13 protein-coding genes are annotated in these 26896 nt (G+C 65.5%); 11 read left to right on the top strand and 2 right to left on the bottom strand.

The features are described 5' to 3' along the window. Positions 1-66: 66 nt before the first annotated feature. On the bottom strand, positions 67-2412 hold the full coding sequence (locus VSX60_RS01790) for a xanthine dehydrogenase family protein molybdopterin-binding subunit (RefSeq protein ID WP_327622415.1): 2346 nt from the start codon (positions 2410-2412) through the stop codon (positions 67-69). A 101-nt stretch (positions 2413-2513) separates the two neighbouring features. Next, the gene (locus VSX60_RS01795; RefSeq protein WP_327622416.1) at positions 2514-3002 is read right to left on the bottom strand and encodes a (2Fe-2S)-binding protein; all 489 of its coding nucleotides are present in this window, start codon (positions 3000-3002) and stop codon (positions 2514-2516) included. 617 nt (positions 3003-3619) lie between these two features. Here VSX60_RS01795 and VSX60_RS01800 point away from each other — a divergent pair. From VSX60_RS01800 to mutL, 11 genes are all read left to right on the top strand, one after another. Next, entirely contained in the window at positions 3620-5581 is a 1962-nt protein-coding gene (locus VSX60_RS01800) for an autotransporter assembly complex protein TamA (RefSeq protein WP_327622417.1), read from the top strand. Further along, positions 5581-11850, top strand: a complete 6270-nt coding sequence (locus VSX60_RS01805) for a translocation/assembly module TamB domain-containing protein (protein WP_327622418.1) — start codon at positions 5581-5583, stop codon at positions 11848-11850. The genes VSX60_RS01800 and VSX60_RS01805 overlap by 1 nt, the downstream gene beginning before the upstream one ends. 182 nt (positions 11851-12032) lie before the next feature. After that, entirely contained in the window at positions 12033-12257 is a 225-nt protein-coding gene (locus VSX60_RS01810; protein WP_327622419.1) for a hypothetical protein, read from the top strand. Between the two features lie 220 nt (positions 12258-12477). Then, on the top strand, positions 12478-13839 hold the full coding sequence (locus VSX60_RS01815; RefSeq protein WP_327622420.1) for an NAD-dependent succinate-semialdehyde dehydrogenase: 1362 nt from the start codon (positions 12478-12480) through the stop codon (positions 13837-13839). A 257-nt stretch (positions 13840-14096) separates the two neighbouring features. Further along, on the top strand, positions 14097-15752 hold the full coding sequence (gene pgi, locus VSX60_RS01820; protein ID WP_327622421.1) for a glucose-6-phosphate isomerase: 1656 nt from the start codon (positions 14097-14099) through the stop codon (positions 15750-15752). After that, positions 15752-18253 (top strand): glycogen/starch/alpha-glucan phosphorylase, encoded by a 2502-nt coding sequence (locus tag VSX60_RS01825; protein WP_327622422.1) that lies wholly within the window; start codon positions 15752-15754, stop codon positions 18251-18253. The genes pgi and VSX60_RS01825 overlap by 1 nt, the downstream gene beginning before the upstream one ends. Before the next feature lie 166 nt (positions 18254-18419). Next, positions 18420-19691, top strand: coding sequence for a glucose-1-phosphate adenylyltransferase (gene glgC / locus VSX60_RS01830; protein WP_327622423.1), 1272 nt, complete (start codon positions 18420-18422; stop codon positions 19689-19691). Next, positions 19691-21133, top strand: coding sequence for a glycogen synthase GlgA (glgA, locus tag VSX60_RS01835; protein ID WP_327622424.1), 1443 nt, complete (start codon positions 19691-19693; stop codon positions 21131-21133). The genes glgC and glgA overlap by 1 nt, the downstream gene beginning before the upstream one ends. A 7-nt stretch (positions 21134-21140) precedes the next feature. Then, positions 21141-22769 carry an alpha-D-glucose phosphate-specific phosphoglucomutase gene (locus tag VSX60_RS01840; protein ID WP_327622425.1) on the top strand — a complete coding sequence of 543 codons (1629 nt, stop codon included), beginning with the start codon at positions 21141-21143 and terminating at the stop codon, positions 22767-22769. 12 nt (positions 22770-22781) lie between these two features. Beyond that, a complete protein-coding gene (glgX, locus tag VSX60_RS01845; RefSeq protein WP_327622426.1) occupies positions 22782-24848 on the top strand; it encodes a glycogen debranching protein GlgX in 2067 nt (688 codons plus the stop codon). A gap of 126 nt (positions 24849-24974) precedes the next feature. Then, entirely contained in the window at positions 24975-26831 is a 1857-nt protein-coding gene (gene mutL / locus VSX60_RS01850; RefSeq protein ID WP_327622427.1) for a DNA mismatch repair endonuclease MutL, read from the top strand. The last annotated feature ends 65 nt before the right edge of the window (positions 26832-26896 follow it).

Genomic DNA, 26896 nt, shown 5'->3' on the forward strand with positions numbered 1-26896 from the left:
AGGCAGCCCCTAAAATTCTCCCGGCGGCCCTTTTTCGCGGCCACCGGGCAAAGTTCGTCTGCTCGGTCAGGCGACCGCGTTGAGCGCCTTCCAGACCTTTTGCGGCGTCGCCGGCATGCTCAGATCGTTGTTGCCGATCGCGTCGGTAATGGCGTTGATCACCGCCGGCGGCGAGCCGATCGCGCCGGCCTCGCCGCAGCCCTTCATGCCGAGCGGGTTGCCGGGACACAGGGTCTCGTTGGTAGAAACCTGGAACATCGGAAGGTCCCACGCCCGCGGCATGGCGTAGTCCATGTAGGACGCCGTCAGCAGCTGGCCGGTGTCGTCATAATGGGCGCCTTCCAGAAGCGCCTGGCCGATGCCCTGGGCGAGACCGCCATGGACCTGACCCTCGACGATCATCGGGTTGATCACCCGACCGAAATCGTCGGCGGCGACGAACTGGATGATCTCGGTCGTTCCGGTATCAGGGTCGACCTCGACCTCGCAGATGTAGCAGCCGGCCGGGAAGGTGAAGTTGGTCGGATCGTAGAACGCCCCTTCCTTCAGGCCGGGCTCCATTCCTTCGGGGAGATTGTGGCCGGTATAGGCGCCGAGACAGACCTCGTGCCAGGCCAGCTTCTTGTCGGTGCCTGCGACCTTCACCTCGCCATTCTCGATGACGATGTCGCCCTCGTCGGCCTCCAGAACGTGCGCTGCGATCTTCTTGGCCTTGGCCTCGACCTTGTCGAGCGCCTTGTGGATCGCCGACATGCCGACCGCGCCGGAGCGCGAGCCGTAGGTGCCCATGCCGAACTGCACCTTGTCGGTGTCGCCATGAATGACCTGGACGTTGTCGACCGGCAGGCCGAAGCGTTCGGCCACCAACTGGGCGAAGGTCGTCTCATGGCCCTGGCCGTGACTATGCGAGCCAGTGAGGATTTCGACCGTGCCGACCGGATTGACCCGAACCTCGGCCGATTCCCAAAGGCCGACGCCGGCACCGAGCGAGCCGACCGCCTTCGATGGCGCGATGCCGCAGGCTTCGATGTAGCAGCTCATGCCGAGGCCGCGCAGCTTGCCGCGCTGCTTGGCCTCCGCCCGCCGTTTCTCGAAGCCGGCGACGTCGGCGGCCTGCATGCCGGCGTCCAGCGTCGCGTCGAAGTCGCCCGCGTCATACGCCATGATCACCGGCGTCTGGTGCGGGAAGGAGCGGATGAAGTTCTTGCGGCGCAGTTCCGCCGGCGAGATGCCGAGTTCGCGCGCCGCCGTCTCCACCGTTCGCTCGATGACGAAGGTCGCCTCAGGACGCCCGGCGCCGCGATAGGCGTCGACGGGCACGGTGTTGGTGTAGACCGCCCGGACATTGGCGTGGATTGCCGGGATATCGTACTGGCCGGAGAGCAGCGTCGCGTAGAGATAGGTCGGGGTCGCCGACGAGAACAGCGACATGTAGGCGCCGAGATTGGCGATCGTGTCGACCTTGAGACCAAGGATCTTGTGGTCGGCGTCTAGCGCCATCTCCACCTCGGTGACGTGGTCACGGCCGTGTGCGTCGGTCAGAAACGCCTCGGTGCGATCCGAGGTCCACTTGACCGGAACGCCGGTGCGCTTGGACGCCCACAGGCAAACGATCTCTTCGGGGTAGATGTAGATCTTGGAGCCGAAACCGCCGCCGACGTCAGGTGCGATCACCCGCAGCTTGTGTTCCGGCGCGACGTTGTAGAACGCGCTCATCACCAGCCGGGCGACATGCGGGTTCTGCGAGGTGGTCCAGCAGGTGTAGTGCTCTTCCGCCGGATCGTAGACACCGAGCGCGGCGCGCGGCTCCATCGGATTGGGAACCAGGCGGTTGTTGACGATGTGCAGCTTGGTCACATGAGCGGCCCCGGAAAACGCCGCGTCCGTCGCCGCCTTGTCGCCGAGTTCCCAATCGAAAATTAGATTGCCCGGCGCTTCGGGATGAAGCTGCGGCGCACCATCCTTCAGCGCTTCCACGGCGCTGACGACGGCCGGAAGCTCGTCATAAGAGACCTCCACGGCCTCGGCTGCGTCACGGGCCTGCAACTGCGTGTCGGCGACGACGACGGCAATCGGCTGCCCGACATGGCGCACGGTGCCGACGGCGAGCGCCGGCCAGGCGCCCATCTTCATCGGCGTGCCGTCCTTGGACGACACCCCCCAGCCACAGATCAGATTGCCGATCCCGTCGCCCTGCAACTGTTCGCCGGTGAGGATGCCGATCACGCCCGGCATGGAAGCCGCCGCGGCCGAATCGATGCCGGTGATCCTGGCGTGCCCATGGGGCGATCGCACGAATGCCGCGTATTTCATGCCGGGGACCGTCATGTCGTCCACGTAATGCCCGCGACCGGTGATGAACCGCCGGTCCTCCTTGCGCAAAACCTTTGCGCCGATGCCTTCAACACCCATCGTCGAAACCTCCCAGTATTCGAAATCGCAGCGGAACCGCCTCGAGGCGTCCGCGTCCGTGTCTCAATCGCCTTGCCGGTCCAAAGACCCTTGCTTCCGAGCTATTCGGCAGCGACCTGTTGCGGCTGCGCGGCCCCGGCCGCAGCAAGGATCGCCTTGACGATGTTGTGGTAGCCGGTGCAGCGGCAGATGTTCCCCTCAAGACCATCGCGCACGGCCTTCTCGTCCAGCGCGCTGCCGTGCTGCCGGATCAGATCGACCGCCGTCATGATCATGCCCGGGGTGCAGTAGCCGCATTGCAGCCCGTGATGCTCGCGGAAAGCAGCCTGGACCGGGTGCAACTCGGTGCCGTTCGCCAACCCCTCGATGGTCAGGACATCCGAACCGGACGTCTGTACAGCGAGCATCGTGCAGGACTTCACCGCCTTGCCATTGACGTGGACGACGCAGGCGCCGCATTGCGACGTGTCGCAGCCGACATGGGTGCCGGTCAGGCCCAGATTCTCGCGCAGGAACTGCACCAGAAGCGTGCGGTCCTCGACCACGCCCTTCATCTCGCGCCCGTTCACCGTCATCGTCACTTCAGTCATCAAAGTCCTCCCGGATACAGACGGTCTGCCGCATCAGCCACGCGGCGGGCCGTTGAAATGAATTGCGCACTCTAGAGCGCCCAGCGTCCATCGGACGCGTAAAGGACGTTCTAACACTATGATCGCGCATCGGAATGATCCAAAAACCGGCTTTCACTTTTGGTCCGATGCTTGGGGGCGAGTGTCACTGCGTCGCAGCGAGAGTGCCCTTTGCGGGGAACCGCTTCAAGGGTTTTTCAGAACCAACCCAAAAAACGACGCCGGGACCAGCGTTCCGGAACAGCCCTCCGCAACGGGATGGAATGCGTTTTGACCGCCGGTGACGAACGGTCGGTGGTCGCCGGCCAGCCTCCGCACAGGCCGGGTGCGGCGGGTTGTCTCGGGGCGACGGCGAATCTGTGTCCGGTTCGGCACAAACGGCCGGTGTAATCGCATCGGAACACCGGCAACCGCTGGTTAACAGTTGTTATCCAAGCCATTTCCGCCAATGCTAAAAGGCAACTCAGTGGGAGGAGTTCGGCTGCGCGTGATCGTCGTCGCCGACGTCCCGAAATCGATGACGTGTGTTGTCTCGCCGATCTCAAGGCGAGCGTGTGTGGCGACGGGAAGCGAGCGACTTGCAGTATAGGTTCCTACCCTTCGCCAGGCTGGCAATGATGGTCATCGGCTCCGGCCTGCTCGCCGCATCACCGCACCCCGCCGCAGCCTTCGAAATCTTTGGCCTGACCTTCTTCGAAGACGAAAACGCCGCGTCCGATCCTGTGCTCGACCCGATCAACTACACCGTCACGCTCACGGTCGCACCGACAGTGGATGACGACGGTACGGTGGAGGAGGATCTGCGCGACGCCTCCACCCTCATCGCCGACGAAGCGGACCCGGTGTCCGGCTCGCTCGGGCTGCTCTCAAAGGCGAAGACCGACCGCAAGCGGCTGGTGGCCACCCTGTTCGAGAATGCCCGCTATGACGGGCTGGTCGACATCTTCATCGAAGGCCGCGATATCGCAGATTTGCCGCCCGACGCGACCTTCACGTCTCGGCCCGTCCCGGTGTCGATCCGCGTCCGCCCCGGCCCTTTCTACACGCTCGGCCGTGTGGCGATTTCCACCCAGGGCGTTCCCTTCGATGCGGCGGAATACAACCTCACTCCGGGGAGTTCGGCGCGTTCCGTCGAGCTCCTGAAAGGTGAAGCCAAGCTTCTCAAGGATCTCCGCGACCAGGGCCGGCCGTTCGTGGCGGTCACCGGGCGCGAGATCGTCGCCGACGCCAAGACCGATCGGCTCGACTATTCGATCGCCATCGCGCCCGGCAATCCGGTGCCGTTCGGCGAAACCTGGGTCGCGGGGGCCGAAGACGTCGATCCGGGCTTCATCGCCTATATGGCGGGCGTCAAGGCTGGCGAGGTCTTCTCTCCGGAAGAACTCGCCGCGGCGCGCGATCGCCTCCTCAAGCTCGGCGTCTTCTCCAGCGTCACGGTGAGGGAGGCCAAGGCGCAGCAACCCGACGGAACGCTTCCCGTCCAGGTCGAGGTCGGCGAACGTAAATTCGGCTTCTACGGCATCGGCGCGACCTATTCGAACACCGAAGGCGCTGGCGCCTCCGGCTATGTCGGCCACCGCAACCTGTTCGGGCGGGCCGAAAGCATCCGGCTCGACGCATCCATCTCGCGCATCGGGGCGACCGCGATATCCAGCCAGGGCCGCAAGACCGACGGCGCCGACTATGCCGCCTCTCTGGTCTTCAAGAAGCCCGGCGTGCTCGGTCCGGAATCGGTCTATGTCGGCTCGATCGAGGCCAAGCGCGAACACCCGCTCGCCTATGATCGCGATTCCTTCGCGGTCACCAGCGGTGTCGAGTACGAGATCGACCGGAACCAGACTGTCGTCGCCACCGTCCGGGGCGAATACGAGGAGATCACCGACTATCTGGGGACGCGGGAGTATCTGCTGACCTCGGTTCCGATCAGCTACACGTTCGACAATCGCGACAACGAGCTCAACCCGACAGAGGGCCTTTTCGCCAAGGCGCTTGTCGAGCCAACCTACGGCTTCAACACCCAAACGCCCTTCGTGAAGACCCGCCTCGATGCGTCGAGCTATCTGTCGCTGTCGGACAGCGACCGCTTCATCCTTGCCGGGCGCGTCGCCTATGGCACGATCTTCGGCGCGGATCTTCTCGACATCCCGAACGACCGGCGGTTCTACGCCGGCGGCGGCGGTTCGGTGCGCGGCTACGAATTCCAGTCCGTCGGCCCGTATTTTCCGTCTGCCGTGCCCCCGGGGTCGGGGTTCAATCCTGATTTCGTCGACACGCCGACCGGCGGCCTGTCGCTGTTCGAAGCCTCGGCCGAGGTCCGCATCGGCGTGACGGAAAGCATCCAGATCGTTCCCTTCGTCGATGTCGGGACCGTCTCGGACGATCTCGTGCCCGATTTTTCCAACTTCAAGGTCGGCGCCGGCGTCGGCGCCCGCTACATCACCAGCTTCGGCCCGATCCGCTTCGACGTGGCGATCCCGCTCGACCCTGGCCCGCGCGATGCGAACTTCCAGTTTTATGCCGGCATCGGGCAAGCCTTCTGATGCGCAAGTTCAACCCCGTCCCCCCGCTCGCCGCCACAGTCGTCGTCGGCGTCGCCGCCGCCTTCCTGGCGAGCCGTCCCGCTCCGGCGCAGCAGTTCCTGGCCAACCAGATCGAGAGCTTCCTTTCCTCCGACACGATGACGGTCGAGATCGAGGGGCTGTCCGGCGCATTGACCGGTGACATCCGGATCGAGAGCCTGAGGGTCTCTGATCCGCAGGGCATCTTCCTGACGGGAAAGAATCTGGCGATGGACTGGTCGCCGCTCGCGCTCGTGCGCTCGAACGTATCGATCGAGAACCTCACCGCAGGCCAGATCGTCCTGGAACGGCTTCCGGCGGATCAGCCGACAAGCGAGGCGGATCAGGGCGGCGGCTTCTCGCTGCCGTCGATCACGGCCGACATCCGCAATCTCGCCATCGACGAATTCGTGCTTGGGGAAGCGCTTGCCGGCGTTCGCGCCCGACTGAAGGCTAGCGCCAGCCTGACGCTCGCCGACGATCCAACCAAGCTCGACGTCAAGGCCAATATCGACCGACTGGACCAGCCGGGCCAGATCGCCCTCGACGTGTCCTACGCGCCGGATCAAAACCAGCTCGCGATCGACGTGAAAGCGAGCGAGCCGGCCGGCGGACTGGTGGCGACGCTTCTCGACATTCCGGACCGGCCGGCGGTCAATCTCGTCGTCAACGGCTCGGGGCCGCTCTCCGACTTCATGGCCAACGGCCAGCTCACAGTCGGCGGCGAACAGGCGGCAACGCTGACCGCGCGGGTCAACGACGTCGCCGACGGGCGCCGCCTCGCCGCCTCCCTCAATGTCGCGGCCGAGCGCTTCGTGCCCCAGCAATATTCCCAATATGTCGCCGGCGGAGCCGGTCTCGATCTGCAAGCGGTTCTGCGCGCCGACGGTACCTATCTCATCGAACAGGGCGATCTCGCCTCCGAGGCCCTGGCCTTGCAGACCAAGGGCGTTCTCGATCTGGGCGGGGCCGGCAACGATCTGACGCTCGCCGTCGCTTCGCGAGACGGCAGCCCGATCGCCCTTTCCTTCGGGACGCCGCCGGACATCACCGGCCTTCAAGTCACCCGCCTCGACGGCACGGTGCGCGGAGCCTTCACGGCTGCTGCCGTAGGCCTCTCCGCCAAGCTGCAGCGTGCGGGCTACGGCGACTACGTCGCGCAGGGCGTCAGCCTCGATGCCAGCAGCCCCGGCTTCGACCTCACTCGCCTGAAAGGGCCGCTCGCCGTCGAAGCGACGGCCCAGGCGATCGAGGCGCCTGAGGGAATCGCCGAGCGATTCCTCAACGGCCCGCTGAAGATCGCCGCCAACGGCGCGCTGACCGAAAACGGCTTCGTCTTCGAGCCGAGCGAGGCGACCACCGACGTCGCGACGCTGAACCTCGAAGGCACAGCCGCGCTGAATTTCGCGGTCTTCGACCTGAATTTGCGCTCACGCTTCCAGACCGCGGCGCTGTCGGCGGCGGCGATCCCGCTGGCGGGCGAAGAACTGTCCGTCGCCGGGCAATTCACCCGCGCCGCCGACGGAGCGATCAACGCGCAGAAACTCGCCGTGACCGGCGCAGGCCTGCAGATCACCGGTAATGCTGGCCTGATGGACGGCGAGGTCTCGGCCGACATCCAGGGCACGCTGGAAGACACGCAATCCGTCAACTCGGTATTTGCCGGCGCGGCGGAACTGCGGCTTGTCGCCAAGGGGCCGGTCGAAAAACCCGACGTCGATCTGACGCTGTCGGGCAACGGCCTGTCGATCAACGGCCGCGAACTCGCGGACCTCAAGGTCGAGGTGCGCGGCACGCTGAACCCCGCCTCACCGGCCGGCTTCGTCAACATCACCGGAACCCTAGACGGCCAGCCGCTGTCCGGCAGCGCCAAGGTCGAGACCCTCGACAACGGCGACCGCCGCATCACCGATTTGGCGATCCGGCAAGGGCCGAACGCGGTGACCGGCGATCTCATGCTGACCGACGCCTTCGCGCCGGTCGGCACACTGACCGTCGCCATCGACGATATCGGCCCGCTGGCGGCGCTGGGCGGGCAGAAGGCCGCTGGCGATGTGAAGGGAACAGTAGAACTGTCGGTCGATGCGCAGAAAACGCCGGTCGCGGCGCCCGATCTCACGTCGCGCAGCCTGACGGTCGCTGGCACCACGCTCCAGGGGGCTCTCATCGACCTGTCGGTCAAGGATTATCTCGGCATCCCGAAGCCGACAGGTCGGGTGACCGCGGAAGCGATCGATGCAGCCGGGGTGGCCGTGCGTAAGCTTGCCCTCGCCTTCGCCGAGGAGCAGGGCGGCACCGGCGTGACGGCAAATGCGACAGTCAACGACGCGCCGATCGAACTGGCCGGCACCGCCCAATTCGAGCCGGACGCGATGCTGCTGACGCTCTCGCGCCTCACCGCGGATATCCCGAATGCCGCTGTCAACCTGCGCGACGCGGCGGCGGTGCGGATCGCCAACGGCACGACGGTGCTCGACGGCTTCGTGCTGACCGTTGGCTCCGGCTCAATCGTTCTGGAAGGTTCGTCCGGCGAGGTCCTCGATCTTGGATTGCGCCTCGACAGCGTTCCGGCAGCCGTGGCCAACCTTTTCGTCTCCGGCCTGGAGGCAGAGGGCACGCTCTCCGGGACGGCGACCGTCACCGGTGCGCCGGCGAACCCCGACGCCGCTTTCGCGCTCACCGGCCGCGAGTTGTCGACCGCGCAGGTGCGAGCAGCCCGAATCCCGCCGATCGCACTCGACGCGACCGGCCGCTACGCCGACAGCACACTCACCTTGCAAACCGCCACGCTCGATCTCGGCGAGGGGTCGCTGCAGGCCTCCGGCACGATCGGCGAGACGCTGGACTTGCGGGCCGAGCTTGCAAATCTTCCGGTGGCACTGGCGAATGATTTCGTCGATGGTCTCGACGCGTCCGGGACGATCTCCGGCAGCGCCGTCGTCAACGGTACCCGCACCGACCCGGTCGCGGTTTTTGATCTTGCCGGCACCGGCATCACCGCGGCACAGGTCGCAGCGGCCGGAATCGAGCCGCTGACGCTCGACGTCGCAGGCCGCTATGCCGGCGGGACGGCGAAGCTCGATCGGGCCAGTCTCGTGGTCGGCTCCGGCTCGCTCGAAGCCTCCGGCACGATCGGGGAAAATCTCGACCTGGCGCTGGCGATGAACAATCTGCCCGTCGCCCTCGCAAACGGTTTCGTGCCCGATCTCGACGCGTCCGGCACGATCTCCGGGACGGCGACCGCGACCGGCTCGCTCACCGAGCCCAACGCCATTTTCGACCTGTCGGGCGCCGGAATCACGACGGGCGCGATCACACGCTCCGGCGTCGCACCGCTTGCGCTTCGGCTCGCGGGCCGCTTTGCCGACGGGACGGCGTCGCTCGAAACCGCCGTGCTCAATGTCGGCGAGGGCTCGCTGCGTGCTTCCGGCAAGGTGGGCCGCGAACTCGACCTTGACCTGACGATGAACAGCATTCCGGTCGGGCTCGCCAACGGCTTCGTACCCAACCTCAAAGCCTCCGGAACGATCTCGGGAACCGCGACGGCGTCCGGCATGCTCGACGACCCCAGCGCCGAATTCTCGCTGTCGGGTTCCGGTATCACCGCGCCGGCGATCGCCCAGAGCGGCATCGAACCACTCGACCTGACGGCGTCCGGTCGCCTTGCCGAGGGCACGTTGAACCTCGTCGAAGCCAAGATGACGGTCGGCTCCGGTTCGCTTACCGCCAGCGGCACGGTCGGCGAAACGCTCGACCTCAACATCGTCGCCAACGAAATCCCTGTGGGTCTTGCCAATGGTTTCGCGCCGGATCTCGGCGCGACGGGCACGATCTCGGGCACGGCCACAGCGACCGGTTCCCTTTCCGACCCGCAGGCGCGTTTCGATCTGGCCGGCACTGGCATCACCACCCGGCAGATCGCCCAGTCCGGTGTCGCGCCGCTCAGTCTCGACGTGTCCGGCACCTACGCCGACGGCACTGCATCGATCGCGGCCGCGGACGTCCGGGTCGGCGACGGTACGCTCAAGGCCACCGGCACCATCGGCGAGGCGCTCGATCTCAAGATCGCGGCCAACCGGATTCCAGCTGGCCTGGCGAACGGCTTCGTCGATGGACTCGGCGCCACGGGCATGCTGTCCGGCACCGCGACGGCAACCGGCTCCCTCTCGGACCCGCGTGCCACGTTCGATCTCACCGGATCCGGCATCACCACGCGGCAGATCGCCCAATCGGGCGTCGCGCCGCTGAGCCTGGAGGCGTCCGGCACCTATGCGAACAGGACGGCGACGATCGGCACCGCCGACATTCGCGTCGGCAGCGGCTCGCTCGTCGCGTCGGGAACGGTCGGGCGGACGCTCAATCTGGATGTGGCCCTGAACCAGGTTCCGGTCGGTCTCGCCAATGGCTTCGTCGATGGGCTTGGCGCGCAAGGAACCGTATCGGGAACCGCGTCCGCGACAGGATCGATTTCCGACCCCGACGCACGGTTCGATATTTCGGCTTCGAATGTGTCGGTCGCGCAAAGCCGCAGCGCCGGCGCGCCGCCGATCGACGCCACCGCGGCGGGGACCTATGCGGGCGGAACCCTCCGCCTCCAGACCGCAACCGCCAATGTCGGCGGCGGCACTGTTCAGGTGACCGGCACAGCCAGCCAGACCGCGCTCGACCTCGATGTCGCCCTCCGCAACCTGCCGGCCTCGATTGCCGCCGCGGCTGCGCCCGGAATCGCGCCGCAGGGAACGATCAACGGAACCGTTCGCACCTCCGGGTCGCCCTCCAATCCGTCGGTCACCTACGACCTCAGCGGCTCCGGCCTCTCCATCCAGCAGACACGGGACGCCGGCGTCGGCGCACTCACCGTCTCCGCCAATGGCCAGTTCGCGAACCAAAGAGTTACGACGACGGCCAATCTGTCCGGCAGCGGCGTCGATTTGGCGGTTTCCGGCTCGGTGAATATCGCCGGCACGCCGCAGCTCGACCTGTCGTTGAATGGCACCGCGCCGCTGTCGCTGGCCAACCGCATCCTGGCCGAGGGTGGCCGCTCGATCCAAGGCAACGTGCAGTTGAGTGCGCGGGTGACCGGCCCTGCCAGCCAGCCGAACGTCGTCGGAACCCTTTCGACCTCGGGCGCGAGGCTGGTCGACACGGGCCTGAACCTCGCCATCAACGACATCGCGGCGACGATTTCCCTCAACGGCCAAACCGCGACGATCCAATCCTTCAACGCCTCGCTCTCTTCCGGCGGGACGCTGTCGATCTCCGGTTCGGTCGGCCTCGCCAACGGGTTCCCGGCCGACATCGCGATCCGGCTCGTCGCTGGTCGTTACAATGACGGCGAACTCGTCGCCGCGCAGCTAAGCGCCGACCTCACACTGACCGGTCCGCTGGCCGGCACGCCGCTGCTCTCCGGGACCATCAACGCCAATGAAATCAACGTCCTGATTCCCGACAAGCTGCCCGGCTCTCTGGCCCGGATCGACGTGACCCATCGCAACGCCAAGCCGGCCGTCTACGAGCAGCAGCGCGAGATCGACCCGAACCAGGGCGCCGGCGCCCAGCGCAGCGGCATCAACTTCAACCTGACCTTCAATGCACCGTCGCGGGTGTTCGTGCGCGGTCGCGGCCTCGACGTCGAACTCGGCGGTTCGATCGTCATCACGGGCTCGGCCGCGGCGCCGCGTATCGTCGGTGGATTCGAATTGCAGCGCGGTCGGTTCGTGATCCTCGGCAAGCGCCTCGACTTCGATCGTGGCCGGCTCACCTTCACCGGCAGCCTGGTTCCGGTCCTCGACCTGGTCGCCAGGTCGGAAGCGGGCGAAACCACGGTATTCATCGCCGTGACCGGCCCCGCCAACGATCCGAGCTTCACCTTTTCCTCGACGCCCCTCCTGCCCCAGGACGAGGTGCTGGCGCGGCTGATCTTCAATCAGGGCACGTCGGATCTTTCGCCGCTGCAGATCGCCCAACTGGCGGAACTTGCCGCATCGCTCGCCGGCATTGGCGGGTCGAGCGGCCTGCTCGACAATCTGCGCTCGCAGATCGGCGTCGACGACCTCGACATCAAGACGACGAAGGATGGCCAGACGGCCGTCGGCGTCGGCAAATATCTCAACGAGAACACCTATCTTGGCGTCGATTCGACCGGACGGGTAGCGATCGACCTCGATCTCGGCTCAGGGCTCAAGGCGCGCGGCGCGGTCACTGCGGAAGGTGGCGGCGAAGTCGGCATCTTCTATGAAGGTGAGTTCTGACCTCGAGGGCCTCGTCCCGATCAGCGAATGCCGCGTTTGTACCACCGGGCTCTTGCGCCGCACGGCCGCGAATTTTTCCTGAACCTTCCGGGGTGCCGGCCGTTCTCAAGAGACGGCGAGCAGGCGGCCCCTTCGTGGAGGTTCGACCTCGGGCACCCAATCAGCGGCAGGAGACCGAGATGATGTATTCCAGCAAATTCGACCATCCCAAGCATGGGACCTACGCGAATCCTCAAGACGTTCTGAAAGACGACAATCTGTCGGAATCCGAAAAGCAGGCAGTGCTGGAGGAATGGGCTGCATCGCTCAAGCATATCCTCCACAACGAGCCGGACGCGCCGCAGGTGAAGGCGACCAAGGAATCGCTGGACGAAGCGATCGAACGGCTCGCGGCTGGTCGAACATAAGCGGCGCCAAACTGACGCCGACGTTATCGGTTCGTGGGTAATCAGTCTGAATGGACAGTGCCTTCCGGGCTTGCAATGTATGCGCCGGACCGGCATCTGCAGATACTGCGGGAGCGCGCCGGGTGCCCAGGCACTTTCGGCATTTCACTTCACAACCCAGGTTGCGCCCGGGCGGCAAGCTCGGCATGCCGACGGGGCACGGAAGAAGAGGGGGCTGATCATGCCGACAAGCATCAATCCGGCGACGGGCGAGACCATCGAAAAATTCGCCGAGCACACCGATCAGGACATCGATCGCGCGCTTGCCAACGCCGACAGCGCTTTTCGCGACTGGCGCACGTCGTCCTACTCCCGCCGGGCCGAGGTGTTGCTGCGAGCGGCCGATGAACTCGAACGTCGAAAAGACGAACTCGCCCGCATCGCGACGCGCGAAATGGGCAAGCGGTTGAAGGAAGCCGTGGCCGAGGTCGAAAAATGCGCCACGGCCTGCCGCTACTACGCCGAAGAAGGCGAAAAGCTTCTCGCCGACGACCATCGCTCGGGGCCGGCGAAGAAGAATTTCGTGGCCTATCTGCCGATCGGGCCGGTGCTCGCGGTGATGCCGTGGAACTTCCCCTACTGGCAGTGCTTCCGATTCGCCGCGCCGGCGATCATGGCCGGCAATGTCGGCATCCTGAAACACGCCTCCAACGTCAGCCAATGCGCGCTTGAGATCGAGAAAATCTTTCTGGACGCGGACGCGCCACAGGGCGTGTTCCAGACGCTGCTGATTTCCTCCGGCAAGGTCGAACGCATTCTCAAGGACAACCGGATTCGCGCCGCCACGCTCACCGGCAGCGAGGGCGCGGGATCGGCCGTCGCCGCGACGGCCGGCTCGCAGATCAAGACGACGGTGCTCGAACTCGGCGGTTCCGACCCGTTCATCGTCATGCCCTCGGCCGACATCGAAAAGGCGGTCGATGTCGGGGTGACGGCCCGGATGCAGAACAGCGGCCAGAGCTGCATCGCCGCCAAGCGCTTCATCGTGCATGAGGATGTCTATGACGACTATCTCGGCCGCTATCAGGAGAAGGTCGAAGCCATCAAGCTCGGCGATCCGATGGCCGACGACACCGGCATGGGCCCGCTCGCCATGAAGGCCGGCGTCGAGGACATCGACGACCAGATCGCGCGCTCGACGAAGGTCGGCGCCAAGCTGGTTACCGGCGGCAGCGCGCCGGAGGGACCGGGCTACTTCTTCCAGCCCTCGATCCTGGCGGACGTTCCAGAGGCGGCCCCCGCCTATCGCGAGGAATTGTTCGGCCCCTGCGCGATCTTCTTTAAGGTGCGGTCTATCGACGCAGCCATCGCACTCGCCAACGATTCCGAATTCGGGCTTGGCGGCTCGGTCTGGACCAACGAGGCGAAGGAGCAGGAGCGTTTCGTCCGCGACCTCGACCAGGGCGGCACCCATATCAACCGCATGACCGCCTCCGATTCGCGCCTCCCCTTCGGCGGCGTCAAAAAATCCGGCTATGGGCGCGAACTCTCCCATGAGGGCATTCACGCGTTCATGAACGCAAAGACCGTGACAATCGACTGACCTTGCGGGAGGCCGCCATTCGAATGACGGTCTCCCGCTCCAATTCAGATGCAGACGACCTGCTCCGCAGTCAGGCAAACAGCCACGAACCCAACTGGCACTGTCGATGATTTGTGTTGCAGATTTCCCCACTGCCCGAAAATGCGTCACTTTTCCACAGGCAGATCGTTTGCCTCTCATGCGCAACCCGCTTAAAAATCCCGGCCCAGGCGGGGATCGGGGGCTCGGCAAAACACACACGGCGGATTGCAGCCAGAATGAGCCAACCTAACAATCGCAACACCCCGAACGACGACCGCGGCGAACTCGCCATTATCGCAACAACGGCGCTGTCACGCGGAATCCGCCAGTTGTTCGCCGACGATCCCGAGCGATTCGCGCGCTTTTCCGCGCGTCTCGGCGACGTCGTTCTCGATTATTCGAAGACCGCCATCGACGCTAAAGCGCGCGCCGCGCTACTCGACCTGGCCCGAGAGCGCGGGGTCGAGGCACGAAGGGACGCGATGTTTGCCGGCGAGCGGATCAACGAGACAGAGGACCGCTCGGTTCTCCATGTCGCGCTCAGGGGCGAGCCCAAGGATGGCTATAGAGCGGACGGCGAGCCGGTCAGCGGCGCGATCGAAGACGTGCTGCGCGCGATGGGCGCCTTCGCCGAGCGCATCCGCAACGGCGAGGTCCGCGGAGCGCACGACGGCGCCATCACCGACGTCGTCAATATCGGCATCGGCGGCTCCGATCTCGGCCCGGCCATGGCGACTCTCGCGCTCGCGCCCTATCACGACGGTCCGCGCATCCATTTCGTCTCGAATGTCGATGGCGCCCACATCGCCGATACGCTCAAGAACCTCGATCCGGCGACGACGCTGATCATCGTCGCCTCGAAGACCTTCACCACCATCGAGACGATGACCAATGCCGACACGGCGCGGCGCTGGCTCGTCGCCGCGCTCGGCGAGGCGGCGGTGGCCGAGCAGTTTGCCGCCGTTTCCACCGCCCTCGACAAGGTCGCGAGTTTCGGCATCCCCGAGGATCGCATCTTCGGCTTCTGGGACTGGGTCGGCGGACGCTATTCGATCTGGTCGGCGATCGGCCTGCCGCTGATGATCGCCATCGGCGCACAGCGCTTCCGCGAATTTCTCGCCGGCGCACGCGATGTCGACCAGCACTTCAAGACTGCCCCGCTTGGCGAGAATCTTCCCGTTTTGCTCGGCCTCGTCGGCTATTGGCACCGCGCGGTCTGCCACTATCCGACGCGGGCGATCATTCCCTACGATCAGCGGCTCACCCGCTTTCCGGCCTATCTCCAGCAGCTCGACATGGAATCGAACGGCAAGCGGGTGGGACTCGACGGCCAGCCGGTCGCGGTCAGCGGGCCGGTCGTCTGGGGCGAGCCGGGGACGAACGGGCAGCACGCGTTTTTCCAGCTCCTGCATCAAGGGACCGACGTCGTTCCGGTCGAATTCCTTGTCGGCGCGCGCGCTCACGAGCCGTCCGACATGCAGACCCATCAAAACCTCCTGCTGGCGAATTGTCTGGCCCAGAGCGAGGCGCTGATGCGCGGCCGCACGCTCGACGAGGCCCGCGAGCAGTTGATCGCGGCCGGTCGAAGCGAGGCAGAGGCCGAGCAGATCGGGCCGCACCGGGTGTTTCCCGGCGAACGTCCGTCGCTGACCATCCTCTACCGGCAGCTCGATCCGGCGACGCTCGGCCGGCTGATCGCGCTCTATGAGCACCGCGTCTTCGTCGAGGCCCAGCTTTACGGCATCAATGCATTCGACCAGTGGGGCGTCGAGCTCGGCAAGGAACTGGCGATGAAACTTGTGCCGGTGGTCACCGGCGAAGCGGAGGCCGACGGCCGGGACGGCTCCACAGCCGGACTGATCACGGCGATACGCACCATGAGAGGTTCCTGATGTCCGCAACGCTCAAGACGGCCGAAGCCGCCCGCAACAGCAACGGCGCGGCAAAGCTAGAGCCGCGGCTCAACGACTCCGATACGCTGGCGCGCCAGATCGTCGAAAAGCTGACCTATTCGATCGGCAAGCACCCGGACGCGGCGCGCAAATATGACTGGCTGCGCGCCACGACGCTCGCCGTCCGCGACCGCATCATCGACCATTGGTTCGAATCCGCCGACCGGATCGCGGCCAGCAACGAGAAGCAGGTCTGCTACCTGTCGATGGAATTCCTGATCGGCCGCATGTTGCGCGACGCGATCAGCAATCTCGGGCTGACCGAACAGATCCGCGAGGCCCTCGCCCGCTATGGTGTCGAACTCGACATGGTGGAACTGCTCGAGCCGGACGCCGCGCTCGGCAATGGCGGCCTTGGCCGGCTCGCTGCCTGCTTCATGGAATCGATGGCTTCGACCGGCGTTCCCGGCTTCGGCTACGGCATTCGCTACGTCCACGGCTTCTTCCGCCAGGAGATCGCCGACGGCGCGCAGGTCGAATTGCCGGAAACCTGGCTCGTCCACGGCAATCCGTGGGAGTTCGAACGGCGCGATTCCGCCTACGAGATCGGCTTCGGCGGCAAGGTGGTATCGATACAGGAGCCCGGCCATCCGGCACGGCAGGTCTGGCGGCCAGCCGAGCGCGTGCTCGCCGTCGCCTTCGACACGCCGATGGTGGGCTGGCGCGGCGAACAGGTGAACACGCTGCGACTGTGGAGCGCCCAGGCGCTCGACCCGATCCTGCTCGATGCTTTCAATTCCGGCGACCACATCGGCGCCTTGGTCGAATCCAACAAGGCCGAGGCGATCACCCGGGTGCTCTATCCCGCTGACTCGCACCAGGCCGGCCAGGAATTGCGCCTGCGGCAGGAGTATTTCTTCTCCTCCGCCTCGCTCCAGGACGTTATCAAGCGCCACCTCGAAAAGAACGAAACCCTCTCGAACCTCGCCGACAAGGTCGCGATCCAGCTCAACGACACCCATCCAGCAGTCTCCGTCGCGGAGTTGATGCGGCTGTTGATCGATGTCCACGGCTTTGAATGGAACGCCGCCTGGGACATCACCCGGGCAACCTTCTCCTACACCAACCACACCCTGTTACCGGAGGCGCTGGAGCACTGGCCGATCCATCTGTTCGAGCGGCTGCTGCCGCGGCAGATGCAGATCATCTACGCCATCAACGCCATCATCATCCGTGCGGCCGCGCAGGACAAGGGCTTCGACGACGCCAAGATCGCCGCGATTTCGCTGGTCGACGAGGGCAACGGCCGCCGGGTGCGCATGGGCCAGCTCGCCTTCGTCGGCAGCCACGCGGTGAACGGTGTCTCGGCCCTGCACACGGAGCTGATGAAGGAGACCGTCTTTCATCATCTGCACGAGCTTTATCCCGACCGGATCGAGAACAAGACCAACGGCGTGACCCCGAGGCGCTGGCTGATGCAGGCGAACCCGGACCTCACCGCCTTGATCACCGACGCGATCGGCCCCGGCTTCCTCGACGACATCGAGAAGATCCGCGAGATCGACGCGCTCGCCGACGATTCCGCCTTTCGCGAGCGTTTCGCGGCGGTCAAGCGCCGCAACAAGGAGCGTCTGTCGGACCTCATCGGCGAACGGATGGCGACCAGCGTCGACCCCGACGCGATCTTCGACATCCACGTCAAGCGCATCCACGAATACAAGCGGCAATTCCTCAACATCATCGAGGCGATCGCGCTCTACGACCAGATTCGCGCCCATCCCGAGCACGATTGGACGCCGCGGGTGAAAATCTTCGCCGGCAAGGCCGCGCCGAGCTACGCCCAGGCCAAGGAAATCATCCATCTCGCCAACGACGTCGCGCAGATGATCAATTCCGATCCCTCGGTGCGCGGCCTTTTGAAGGTCGTGTTCATCCCGAACTACAATGTCAGCCTCGCCGAGATCATCATGCCGGCGGCCGATTTGTCCGAACAGATCTCCACGGCCGGGCTCGAGGCATCGGGCACTGGCAACATGAAGTTCGCGCTCAACGGCGCCCTGACCATCGGAACCCTCGACGGCGCCAATGTCGAGATGCTCGAGCATCTGGGAGAGGACAACATCTTCATCTTCGGCCTGACCGCCGAACAGGTGGCGGAACGCCGGCGCGAAACCCACAGCGGCCGCTCGATCATCGAGGGACAGCCGCTGCTTCGCGAGGTGCTGGACGCGATTTCCTCCGGCGTGTTCTCGCCCGACGACCCGTCCCGTTACCATTCCCTGGTGTCGAACCTCTACAACAACGACTGGTGGATGACCTGCGCCGACTTCAAGGCCTATTGGGACACCCAGCGCCAACTCGACGCCCTGTGGCAACGCCCGGACGAATGGCAGGCGAAAGCGGTCCACAACACCGCCCGCATGGGTTGGTTCTCCTCGGATCGCTCGATCCGGGAATATGCGCGCGACATCTGGAAAGCAGGTCCGAGAGGCGACCGCTAACGCCCTAGCCGTTCGACGTTCGGCGACGCTGGCTTGGTGTGGCCGCTTGACCCGCGTACGCTATATCGTGCTCTCTAAGGACAGGGCGCGGGACAAGGAAGCATTCGAAGTCGGATCGCGGCGAACGACGCTCGGGCCGCCCCTGCAAGATCTTGTGGGAGGAATCATGCCTGACAACAGACGCGCCGGACCGTTGGCTCGCGACACCATGGCCTATGTGCTGGCTGGCGGCCGGGGCAGCCGGCTGATGGAAATGACCGATACGCGGGCCAAGCCCGCCGTCTTTTTCGGCGGCAAGACGCGCATCATCGATTTCGCGCTGTCGAACGCCATCAATTCCGGCATCCGCCGCATCGGCGTCGCCACCCAATACAAGGCGCACAGCCTGATCCGCCATCTGCAGCACGGCTGGAACTTCCTCAGACCCGGCCGCAATGAGAGCTTCGATATCCTGCCGGCCAGCCAACGCGTCTCGGAAACCCAGTGGTACGAAGGCACGGCGGACGCGGTCTATCAAAACATCGATATCATCGAGGACTACGCGCCGCGCTACATCGTCATTCTTGCTGGCGACCACATCTATAAGATGGACTACGAGATCATGCTGCAGCAGCATGTCGACAGCGGCGCTGACGTCACCGTCGGCTGTCTGGAAGTGCCGCGCATGGAAGCCGTCGCCTTCGGCGTCATGCATGTCGATGAAAATTACAAGATCACCGATTTCGTCGAAAAGCCGGCGGATCCGCCCGCGATCCCCGGCCGGCCGGACACCGCCCTCGCCTCGATGGGCATCTATGTGTTCGAGACCAATTTCCTGATGGACCAGCTGCGCCGGGACGCCGCCGATCCGAACTCCAACCGCGACTTCGGCAAGGACATCATTCCGCATATTGTCAAGCACGGCAGCGCCTACGCCCATCGCTTCAGCGCTTCGGTCGTGCGCTCGGCGGCCGAGCCCGACACCGAAGCCTATTGGCGCGACGTGGGAACCATCGACGCATACTGGCGGGCCAATATCGATCTTACCGACATCATCCCGCCGCTCGACATCTACGACCGCGACTGGCCGATCTGGACCTATGCCGAGATCGTGCCACCGGCGAAGTTCGTCCATGACGAGGAGGGACGCCGCGGAATGGCCGTGTCCTCGCTGGTCTCCGGCGATTGCATCATCTCGGGCGGCATGTTGAACCGGTCGCTGCTGTTCACCGGTGTGCGCCAGAGCTCCTATTCGCGGCTCGACCACGCGGTCGTTCTGCCGCAATGTCACATCGGCCGACATGCCCGGATCTCCAATGTCGTCATCGATCGCGGCGTCCATATCCCCGACGGCCTGGTGATCGGCGAGGATCCGGAGCTCGACGCCAAGCGGTTTCGACGGACCGAGAGCGGAATCTGCCTGGTGACCAAACCGATGATCGACAGGCTGACCTACTGATGACAACCAGCGTGCTCTCCGTCGCGTCGGAGGTCTTCCCCCTGATCAAGACCGGTGGGCTCGCCGACGTCACGGGCGCCCTGCCGCTGGCGCTGGCCGAGCACGGCTTTGCCGTCCGCACCCTGATGCCAGGTTATCCCGACGTGCTCAAACGCGTGGGGCGCGGCAAGGTCGCGTGCCGGTTCGCCAACCTGTTCGGGGGCAAGGCAGAGGTCCTCGCCGTGCGGCATGGGGGACTGGACCTTCTCATCCTCGACGCGCCGCACCTGTTCGATCGGCCTGGCGGTCCTTACGTCACCCCGGCCGGCTACGATCACCCCGACAACTGGGCGCGCTTCGCGGCGCTCTCCAAGGCCGGCGCCGCCGTTGCGCAAGGCGCGATTGCCGGTTTTTCTCCGGACATCGTGCATGCCCATGACTGGCAGGCCGCGCTTACGCCGGTCTATCTCGCGGTCTCCAACAAGCCGCGGCCGCGGACGGTGGTGACCATCCATAACCTGGCCTTTCAGGGCAATTATCCGAGCAACATCTTCGCCGATCTCGGCTTGCCGGCCACGACATGGTCGATCGAGGGCGTCGAGTATTACGGCAATGTCGGCTACCTGAAGGGCGGCCTGCACGCGGCGGACGTGGTGACCACCGTCAGCCCGACCTATGCCGAGGAGATCCTCACCCCGGAGGGCGGGATGGGGCTGGACGGGCTGCTGCGCGGGCTCGGCGACCGGCTGGTCGGGATCGTCAACGGTATCGACGTCGAGGTGTGGGACCCGCAGACCGATCCGGCGATCGCCAAGACCTACAGCGCCCGCTCGCCCAAGGCCCGCAGTCACAACAAGCGGGCGCTGGAGGGCGAGTTCGGCCTCAGACGCGACGATGGTCCGATCTTCGCCGTGGTCAGCCGCCTGACCTGGCAGAAGGGTCTCGATCTCGTCGCCGACGTCTGCGACGATCTGGTCGAACGCGGCATCCGCCTCGTCGTCGTCGGTTCGGGCGACCAGATGATCGAGGGACAATTCCTGGCCGCCCATGCCCGGCATCCGGACCGGGTGGGGGTGAGAATCGGCTATGACGAGACGCTGTCGCACCGGGTGCAGGCCGGGGCCGACGCCATCCTCATCCCATCCCGGTTCGAACCCTGCGGTCTCACCCAGCTCTACGGGCTGCGCTATGGCTGCATTCCCATCGTCACAAAGGTCGGCGGACTCGCCGACACGGTGATCGACGCGAACTACGCCGCCGCCAGCGCCGGTGTGGCGACCGGCATCATCTTCTCACCGCCTTCGGCTCCGGCGCTGGTCGAAGCGGCCGAGCGCGCGCATCGCCTCTATGACGATGGCAAGCGCTGGCGGGACATGCAAATCTGCGCCATGAGCGCGGATGTATCCTGGCGCACCAGCGCCCGGCTCTATGCCGATCTCTACCGCGATCTCATCAAGGAATAGGCCCGCCATGATCGAAACGATCGCGACCCAGCCCTATGACGACCAGAAACCCGGCACGTCGGGTCTGCGCAAGAAGGTGGCGCATTTCAAGAAGCCGCATTACGCCGCCAATTTCATCCAGGCAATCTTCGACGCCGCGGGAAGCGGCGATGGCGAAAGCCTCGTCATCGGCGGCGACGGACGCTACTACAACCGCGAGGTAATCCTCACCGCGATCCGGATGGCCGCTGCGAACGGCTACGGCCGCGTGATCGTCGGGCGGGACGGCATCCTGTCGACGCCGGCCGCCTCGCATCTGATCCGCAAGCGCGGCGCCTCGGGCGGCATCATCCTGTCGGCGAGCCACAATCCGGGCGGTCCGAAGGGCGATTTCGGCATCAAGTACAACATCGCCAATGGTGGCCCGGCTCCCGAAGCGGTGACCGAGGCGCTTTTCGAAAAGACCAGGACGATCTCGCGCTATCGCGTGTGGACCGAAACCGCTCCGAACATCTCCCATCTCGGCGAGACCCGACTCGGCGACATGGTGGTCGAGGTAGTCGACCCGGTCGCCGACTATGCGGAATTGATGGAGACGCTGTTCGACTTCGGCAAGATTCGCGACCTGATCGCTTCCGGTTTCACTCTGCGCTTCGACGCGATGCATGCGGTCACCGGTCCCTATGCCAGGGAGATCATCGAAAACCGCCTCGGCGCGCCGGTGGGAACGGTCATCAACGGCGAGCCGAAGGAGGATTTCGGCGGGGGTCATCCGGACCCCAACGCGGTTCATGCGGCGGCACTGATCAACGAGATGATGGCGCCGGACGGCCCGGATTTCGGCGCCGCCTCGGACGGCGACGGCGACCGCAACCTGATCATCGGCAAGGACATTCTCGTCACGCCGTCGGATTCGCTGGCGATTCTGGCCGCCAACGCCCATCTGGCGCCCGGCTACGCCAAGGGCATTGTCGGAATCGCGCGGTCAATGCCGACCAGCCAGGCCGCCGATCGGGTGGCGAAGAAGCGCGGCGTCGATCTTTACGAGACGCCGACCGGCTGGAAGTTCTTCGGCACGCTGCTCGACGCCGGCAAGGTGACCATCTGCGGCGAGGAGAGCGCCGGCACCGGCTCCGACCATGTGCGCGAGAAGGACGGCCTGTGGGCCGTGCTCTTGTGGCTCAACATTCTCGCCGAGCGGCGCGAGAGCGTGAAGGCGATCGTCGAGAGCCATTGGGCGGAATTCGGCCGCACCTTCTATCAGCGCCACGACTATGAGGAGATCGACGCCAGGGCGGCGCGCGGCCTGATGGAATCGCTGCATGACCGGCTCGCCTCGATGGCCGGGCAGCGCTTCGGCACGCTCGTCGTCTCCGAAGCCGACGATTTCTCCTACAAGGATCCGATCGACGGCTCGGTCGCCACCGGCCAGGGCGTGAGGATCGTCTTTTCCGGCGGCTCGCGCATCGTCTACCGCCTGTCGGGTACCGGCACGAAGGGCGCGACGCTGCGCGTCTATATCGAGCGCTATGAGCCGGACGCGGCCAAACATGCTATCGCACCGAAAGAGGCACTGGCGGAACTGATCGACACCGCCGATGTTATCGGAGAGATCAAGAACCGTACGGGCCGGTCCGACCCGGACGTCATCACCTGACCAAGAGGCTCAATGAGCAACACCATCACAGCCGAGCGCGGCGCTCCCGCATCGCTCGGTGCGACGATCGACGACGGCGGCGTGCATTTCGCCGTCTATTCCGAGAATGCCGACGAGATTCATGTCTGCCTTTTCGATGAGGGCGGCACCCAGGAAACCGACCGCATCCCGCTTCCCGGGCGCGATGGTGGCACTCGCTTCGGCTTTGTGCCGGGGCTAGCCGCCGGCACGCGCTACGGTTTGCGCGCCGTTGGACCGTACAAGCCTGAGGAAGGCCACCGCTTCGACTATTCGAAGTTCCTGGTCGACCCTTATGCGGTACAACTCGACCGACCGTTCACCTACCGTCCGGCGCTGACCGCACCGCCCGAGCGCCAGATCGACAGCGCTCCGTTCCTGCCGCGCGCCATCGTTACAGCGCCGGACCGCGACGCCAAGCCGCTACCCTTTGCGAACCCGGGGCTCACCTACGAACTCTTGGTTCGCGCCTATTCTCAGCGGCACCCGGATGTGCCGGCGGAAATTCGCGGCACCGTCGCGGCGCTGGCCGAGCCATACTTCCTCGATCACTTGCAGAAGGTAGGCATCGACACGGTCGAACTGATGCCGCTCGCCGCCTGGATCGACGAAGGCCATCTCCTCAATTTCAACCTGACCAACGCTTGGGGCTATAACCCGATCACTCACATGGCGCCGGACCCACGCCTCGCTCCCGGCGGTTTCGCCGAAATCCGCAAGGTGGTCGAGGCGATGCACGCGCGCGGCATCCGGGTTCTCCTTGACGTCGTCTTCAACCACTCCGGCGAGGGCTCCGAGGAAGGGCCGACGATCTGCTATCGCGGCCTCGACAATCTGCTCTACTACCGCCATCCCGAAGGCGAGCCGGAGTTCATGCTGAACGACACCGGCACCGGCAACACCATGGCGACCCACAAGGAACCGGTGGCCAAGATGTTCATCGATGTGCTGCGTACCTGGGTCCAGGCGACCGGCATCGACGGCTTCCGTTACGATCTTGGCACGGTGCTCGGCCGACTTCCGGACGGATTCTCCCACGACGCGCCGTTCTTCAAGATGATCGAAAAGGACGATGTCCTGAAGGATCGCATTCATGTCGGCGAGCCGTGGGACGTCGGCCCTGGTGGCTATCAGGTGGGCAATTTTCCCAAGCCCTGGTTCGAGTGGCAGGACAAGTTCCGCGACGACGTCCGCAAGTTCTGGAAGGGCGAGGCCGGTATGATCGGGGCGCTGGCGACGCGGCTTGCCGGCTCCGCCGATCTCTACAACCACGACGGCCGGCTACCCTCCGCGGGCGTCAATTTCATCGCCGCCCATGACGGGTTCACCCTCGCCGACATCGCCATGTACGAGGACAAACACAACGAGGCCAATGGCGAGGACAATCGCGACGGCCACAACGACAATCACTCCTGGAACAACGGTGTCGAGGGCGAAACCGACGATCCGGCGATCATCGACGCGCGCGGCAAGGACATCCGGGCGATGCTGGCGACGCTGCTGGTCGCGCGCGGCACGCCGATGATCGTCGCCGGCGACGAGTTCGGCCGCACCCAGGGCGGCAACAACAACGGTTATGCCCAGGACAACGAGATTACCTGGCTCGACTGGGACAACGCCGACGAGGGCTTGATCGAATTCACCGGCAAGCTGGCCAAACTGCGCCGTGAGCACCCGGCGCTCAATGCCGATCGCTTTCTGACCGGCGAACTGGTCGAAGGCGGCGATGTCGAGGACGTGATCTGGTTGCGGGAAGACGGCCACGCCATGGAAGACGACGACTGGAATGATCCGGAGCGTCGCTTCGTCGGCATGTCGGTCTATTCGCCGAAGACCGAAGCCGACAGCGAAAGCGAGCGGGCGGTGATCTACGTCAACGGCACCCAAGAGGATGTTGCGGTGACGCTGCCCGAGCCACGCGAGGGCCATGTCTACTGCCTGCAGATCCAGTCGGATTGGCCGCAGCTCGAACCGCGCCGGATCGATCACGCGGGCGGTGTCGTGGTGCAGTCGCGCTCGGTCTTCATCATGCTGGAAGAACGGGACGACGGCGAGGCCTGAGCCTTCGTCCACAGGCCGGCGGGCGCACCGGTTTGCCCCAAAAGCAACGAGACGGTACTAGGAAGGGAGCGTCGGCGCGGGCCGGCGCTCCCTTTTCCACGCCCCGAACCCGGCCGGTTGCAGACCATGCCCATCCGCCAGCTATCCGATGCCCTGATCGACCAGATCGCCGCTGGCGAAGTGGTCGAGCGGCCGGCGAGCGTCGTCAAGGAACTGGTCGAGAACGCGCTGGATGCCGGTGCAAGGCGCATCGAGATCGCGACCGCCGGCGGTGGCAAGAATCTGATCCGGGTGAGCGACGACGGCTGCGGCATTCCGGCGGGCGAACTGCCGCTCGCGGTGCGCCGGCACTGCACCTCCAAACTGGCCGGCGGCCTCGATGCCATCGACACGCTCGGCTTTCGCGGCGAGGCGCTGCCTTCGATCGGCTCGGTCGCGCGCCTCTCTTTGAAGTCCCGCGCCGCCGGCGCCGCCGAGGCGCATGAGATCACCGTCAATGGCGGCCGCCTGGACGGCCCACGGCCGACGGCCCTGTCAAAGGGAACCGTGATCGAGGTTCGCGATCTTTTCCACGCGGTTCCGGCGCGGTTGAAATTCCTCAAGAGCGACCGGGCGGAAGGCGCCGCGATCACCGAGATCGTCCGCCGTATCGCCATCGCCTTCCCCGAGGTGCGGTTCGAGCTGGCCGGTCCCGACCGCAGCCGCACGATCTTCGAGGCGGTGTCGCACGCCGACCGGATTCATCGCATCTCTGCCGTCGTCGGCGCCGAGTTCGGCGACAATGCGATTGCCATCGACGCCGTGCGCGAGGAGGTCCGGCTTGAGGGCTTCGCCGGGCTTCCGACTTTCAATCGCGGCAACGGGTTGGCGCAGTTCTTCTACGTCAATGGCCGGCCGGTGCGCGACAAGATGCTGCTGTCGGCGCTGCGGGGTGCCTATGCTGACGTTTTGGCGAAGGACCGCCACCCGATCGCGGTGTTGTTCCTGACGCTCGACCCGGCGCTTGTCGACGTCAATGTGCATCCGGCGAAGGCAGACGTGCGCTTCCGCGATCCCGGCCTGGTGCGCGGCCTTGTCGTCGGGTCTATCCGCCAAGCCTTTACCGAGGCGGGCTTGCGGTCCTCGACCGCCAACGCTTCCGGCCTGATGGCGCGCTTCCGGCCGGACGGCGCCGCGGCGGCGCCCTCCGCACGACGTTTCGAGGGCTTCGCCCCCGGCGGCTTCGCGGCGCCGCGACAGGCGGCCTACGACGTCGGCGCATCGCCCTTCCGCCCGCTCAATGGCGCCGTCGGCGCAGCGACGCTGGAGCGTTCCGGGGCCGAAGCGGCTTTCGAGCAGGATACCTCTGAGGAATCGTCGCAACGCCCCCCCGTCGGCAACGATGCCGCGAGCGAGGCGCGCGATCACCCGCTCGGCGCGGCCAAGGCGCAGTTCCACAGCAACTTCATCGTCGCCGAGACCGAGGACGGCATCGTCATCGTCGACCAGCACGCGGCGCACGAACGGCTGGTCTACGAAGCGCTGAAGACGGCGCTGCACGGCCGCCCCCTTCCCGCCCAGATGCTGCTGATCCCGGAAATCGTCGATCTGCCCGAGGACGACGCGGATCGCCTGGCCGACAACGCCGCAACCTTCGCACAGCTCGGCCTCGGCATCGAGCGCTTCGGACCGGGCGCCGTTGCGGTGCGCGAGACGCCGGCAATCCTCGGCCGGGTCGATTGCCAACGGCTGGTCCGGGACCTGGCGGACGAACTGGCCGAGTTCGGCACTGCCGATACGGTTCGCGGCCGGATCGACCATGTCGCGGCGACGATCGCCTGCCACGGCTCGGTGCGGTCCGGGCGAAACCTGAAGCCGGACGAGATGAATGCCCTGTTGCGCGACATGGAGACCACGCCGGGTTCCTGCCAATGCAATCACGGCCGCCCCACCTTCATCGAGTTGAAGCTCGCCGACATCGAGAAGATGTTCGGGCGGCGTTAGAGCATCGGACGATAACGAAGCCCGTCGCAAAGTTTGACGCGCCCACGGCAGCGAATTAGGGAAGT

The sequence above is a fragment of the Aurantimonas sp. A3-2-R12 genome, from assembly GCF_036016755.1.
In the GTDB taxonomy this organism is placed as follows: domain Bacteria; phylum Pseudomonadota; class Alphaproteobacteria; order Rhizobiales; family Rhizobiaceae; genus Aurantimonas; species Aurantimonas coralicida_A.

Excerpts from the sequence above, each read along its gene's own strand:
- VSX60_RS01790 (WP_327622415.1), bottom strand. The coding sequence starts at position 2,412 with ATGGGTGTTGAAGGCATCGGCGCAAAGGTTTTGCGCAAGGAGGACCGG.
- VSX60_RS01795 (WP_327622416.1), bottom strand. The coding sequence starts at position 3,002 with ATGACTGAAGTGACGATGACGGTGAACGGGCGCGAGATGAAGGGCGTG.
- VSX60_RS01805 (WP_327622418.1), top strand. The coding sequence starts at position 5,581 with ATGCGCAAGTTCAACCCCGTCCCCCCGCTCGCCGCCACAGTCGTCGTC.
- VSX60_RS01810 (WP_327622419.1), top strand. The coding sequence starts at position 12,033 with ATGTATTCCAGCAAATTCGACCATCCCAAGCATGGGACCTACGCGAAT.
- VSX60_RS01815 (WP_327622420.1), top strand. The coding sequence starts at position 12,478 with ATGCCGACAAGCATCAATCCGGCGACGGGCGAGACCATCGAAAAATTC.
- pgi (WP_327622421.1), top strand. The coding sequence starts at position 14,097 with ATGAGCCAACCTAACAATCGCAACACCCCGAACGACGACCGCGGCGAA.
- VSX60_RS01825 (WP_327622422.1), top strand. The coding sequence starts at position 15,752 with ATGTCCGCAACGCTCAAGACGGCCGAAGCCGCCCGCAACAGCAACGGC.
- glgC (WP_327622423.1), top strand. The coding sequence starts at position 18,420 with ATGCCTGACAACAGACGCGCCGGACCGTTGGCTCGCGACACCATGGCC.
- glgA (WP_327622424.1), top strand. The coding sequence starts at position 19,691 with ATGACAACCAGCGTGCTCTCCGTCGCGTCGGAGGTCTTCCCCCTGATC.
- VSX60_RS01840 (WP_327622425.1), top strand. The coding sequence starts at position 21,141 with ATGATCGAAACGATCGCGACCCAGCCCTATGACGACCAGAAACCCGGC.
- glgX (WP_327622426.1), top strand. The coding sequence starts at position 22,782 with ATGAGCAACACCATCACAGCCGAGCGCGGCGCTCCCGCATCGCTCGGT.
- mutL (WP_327622427.1), top strand. The coding sequence starts at position 24,975 with ATGCCCATCCGCCAGCTATCCGATGCCCTGATCGACCAGATCGCCGCT.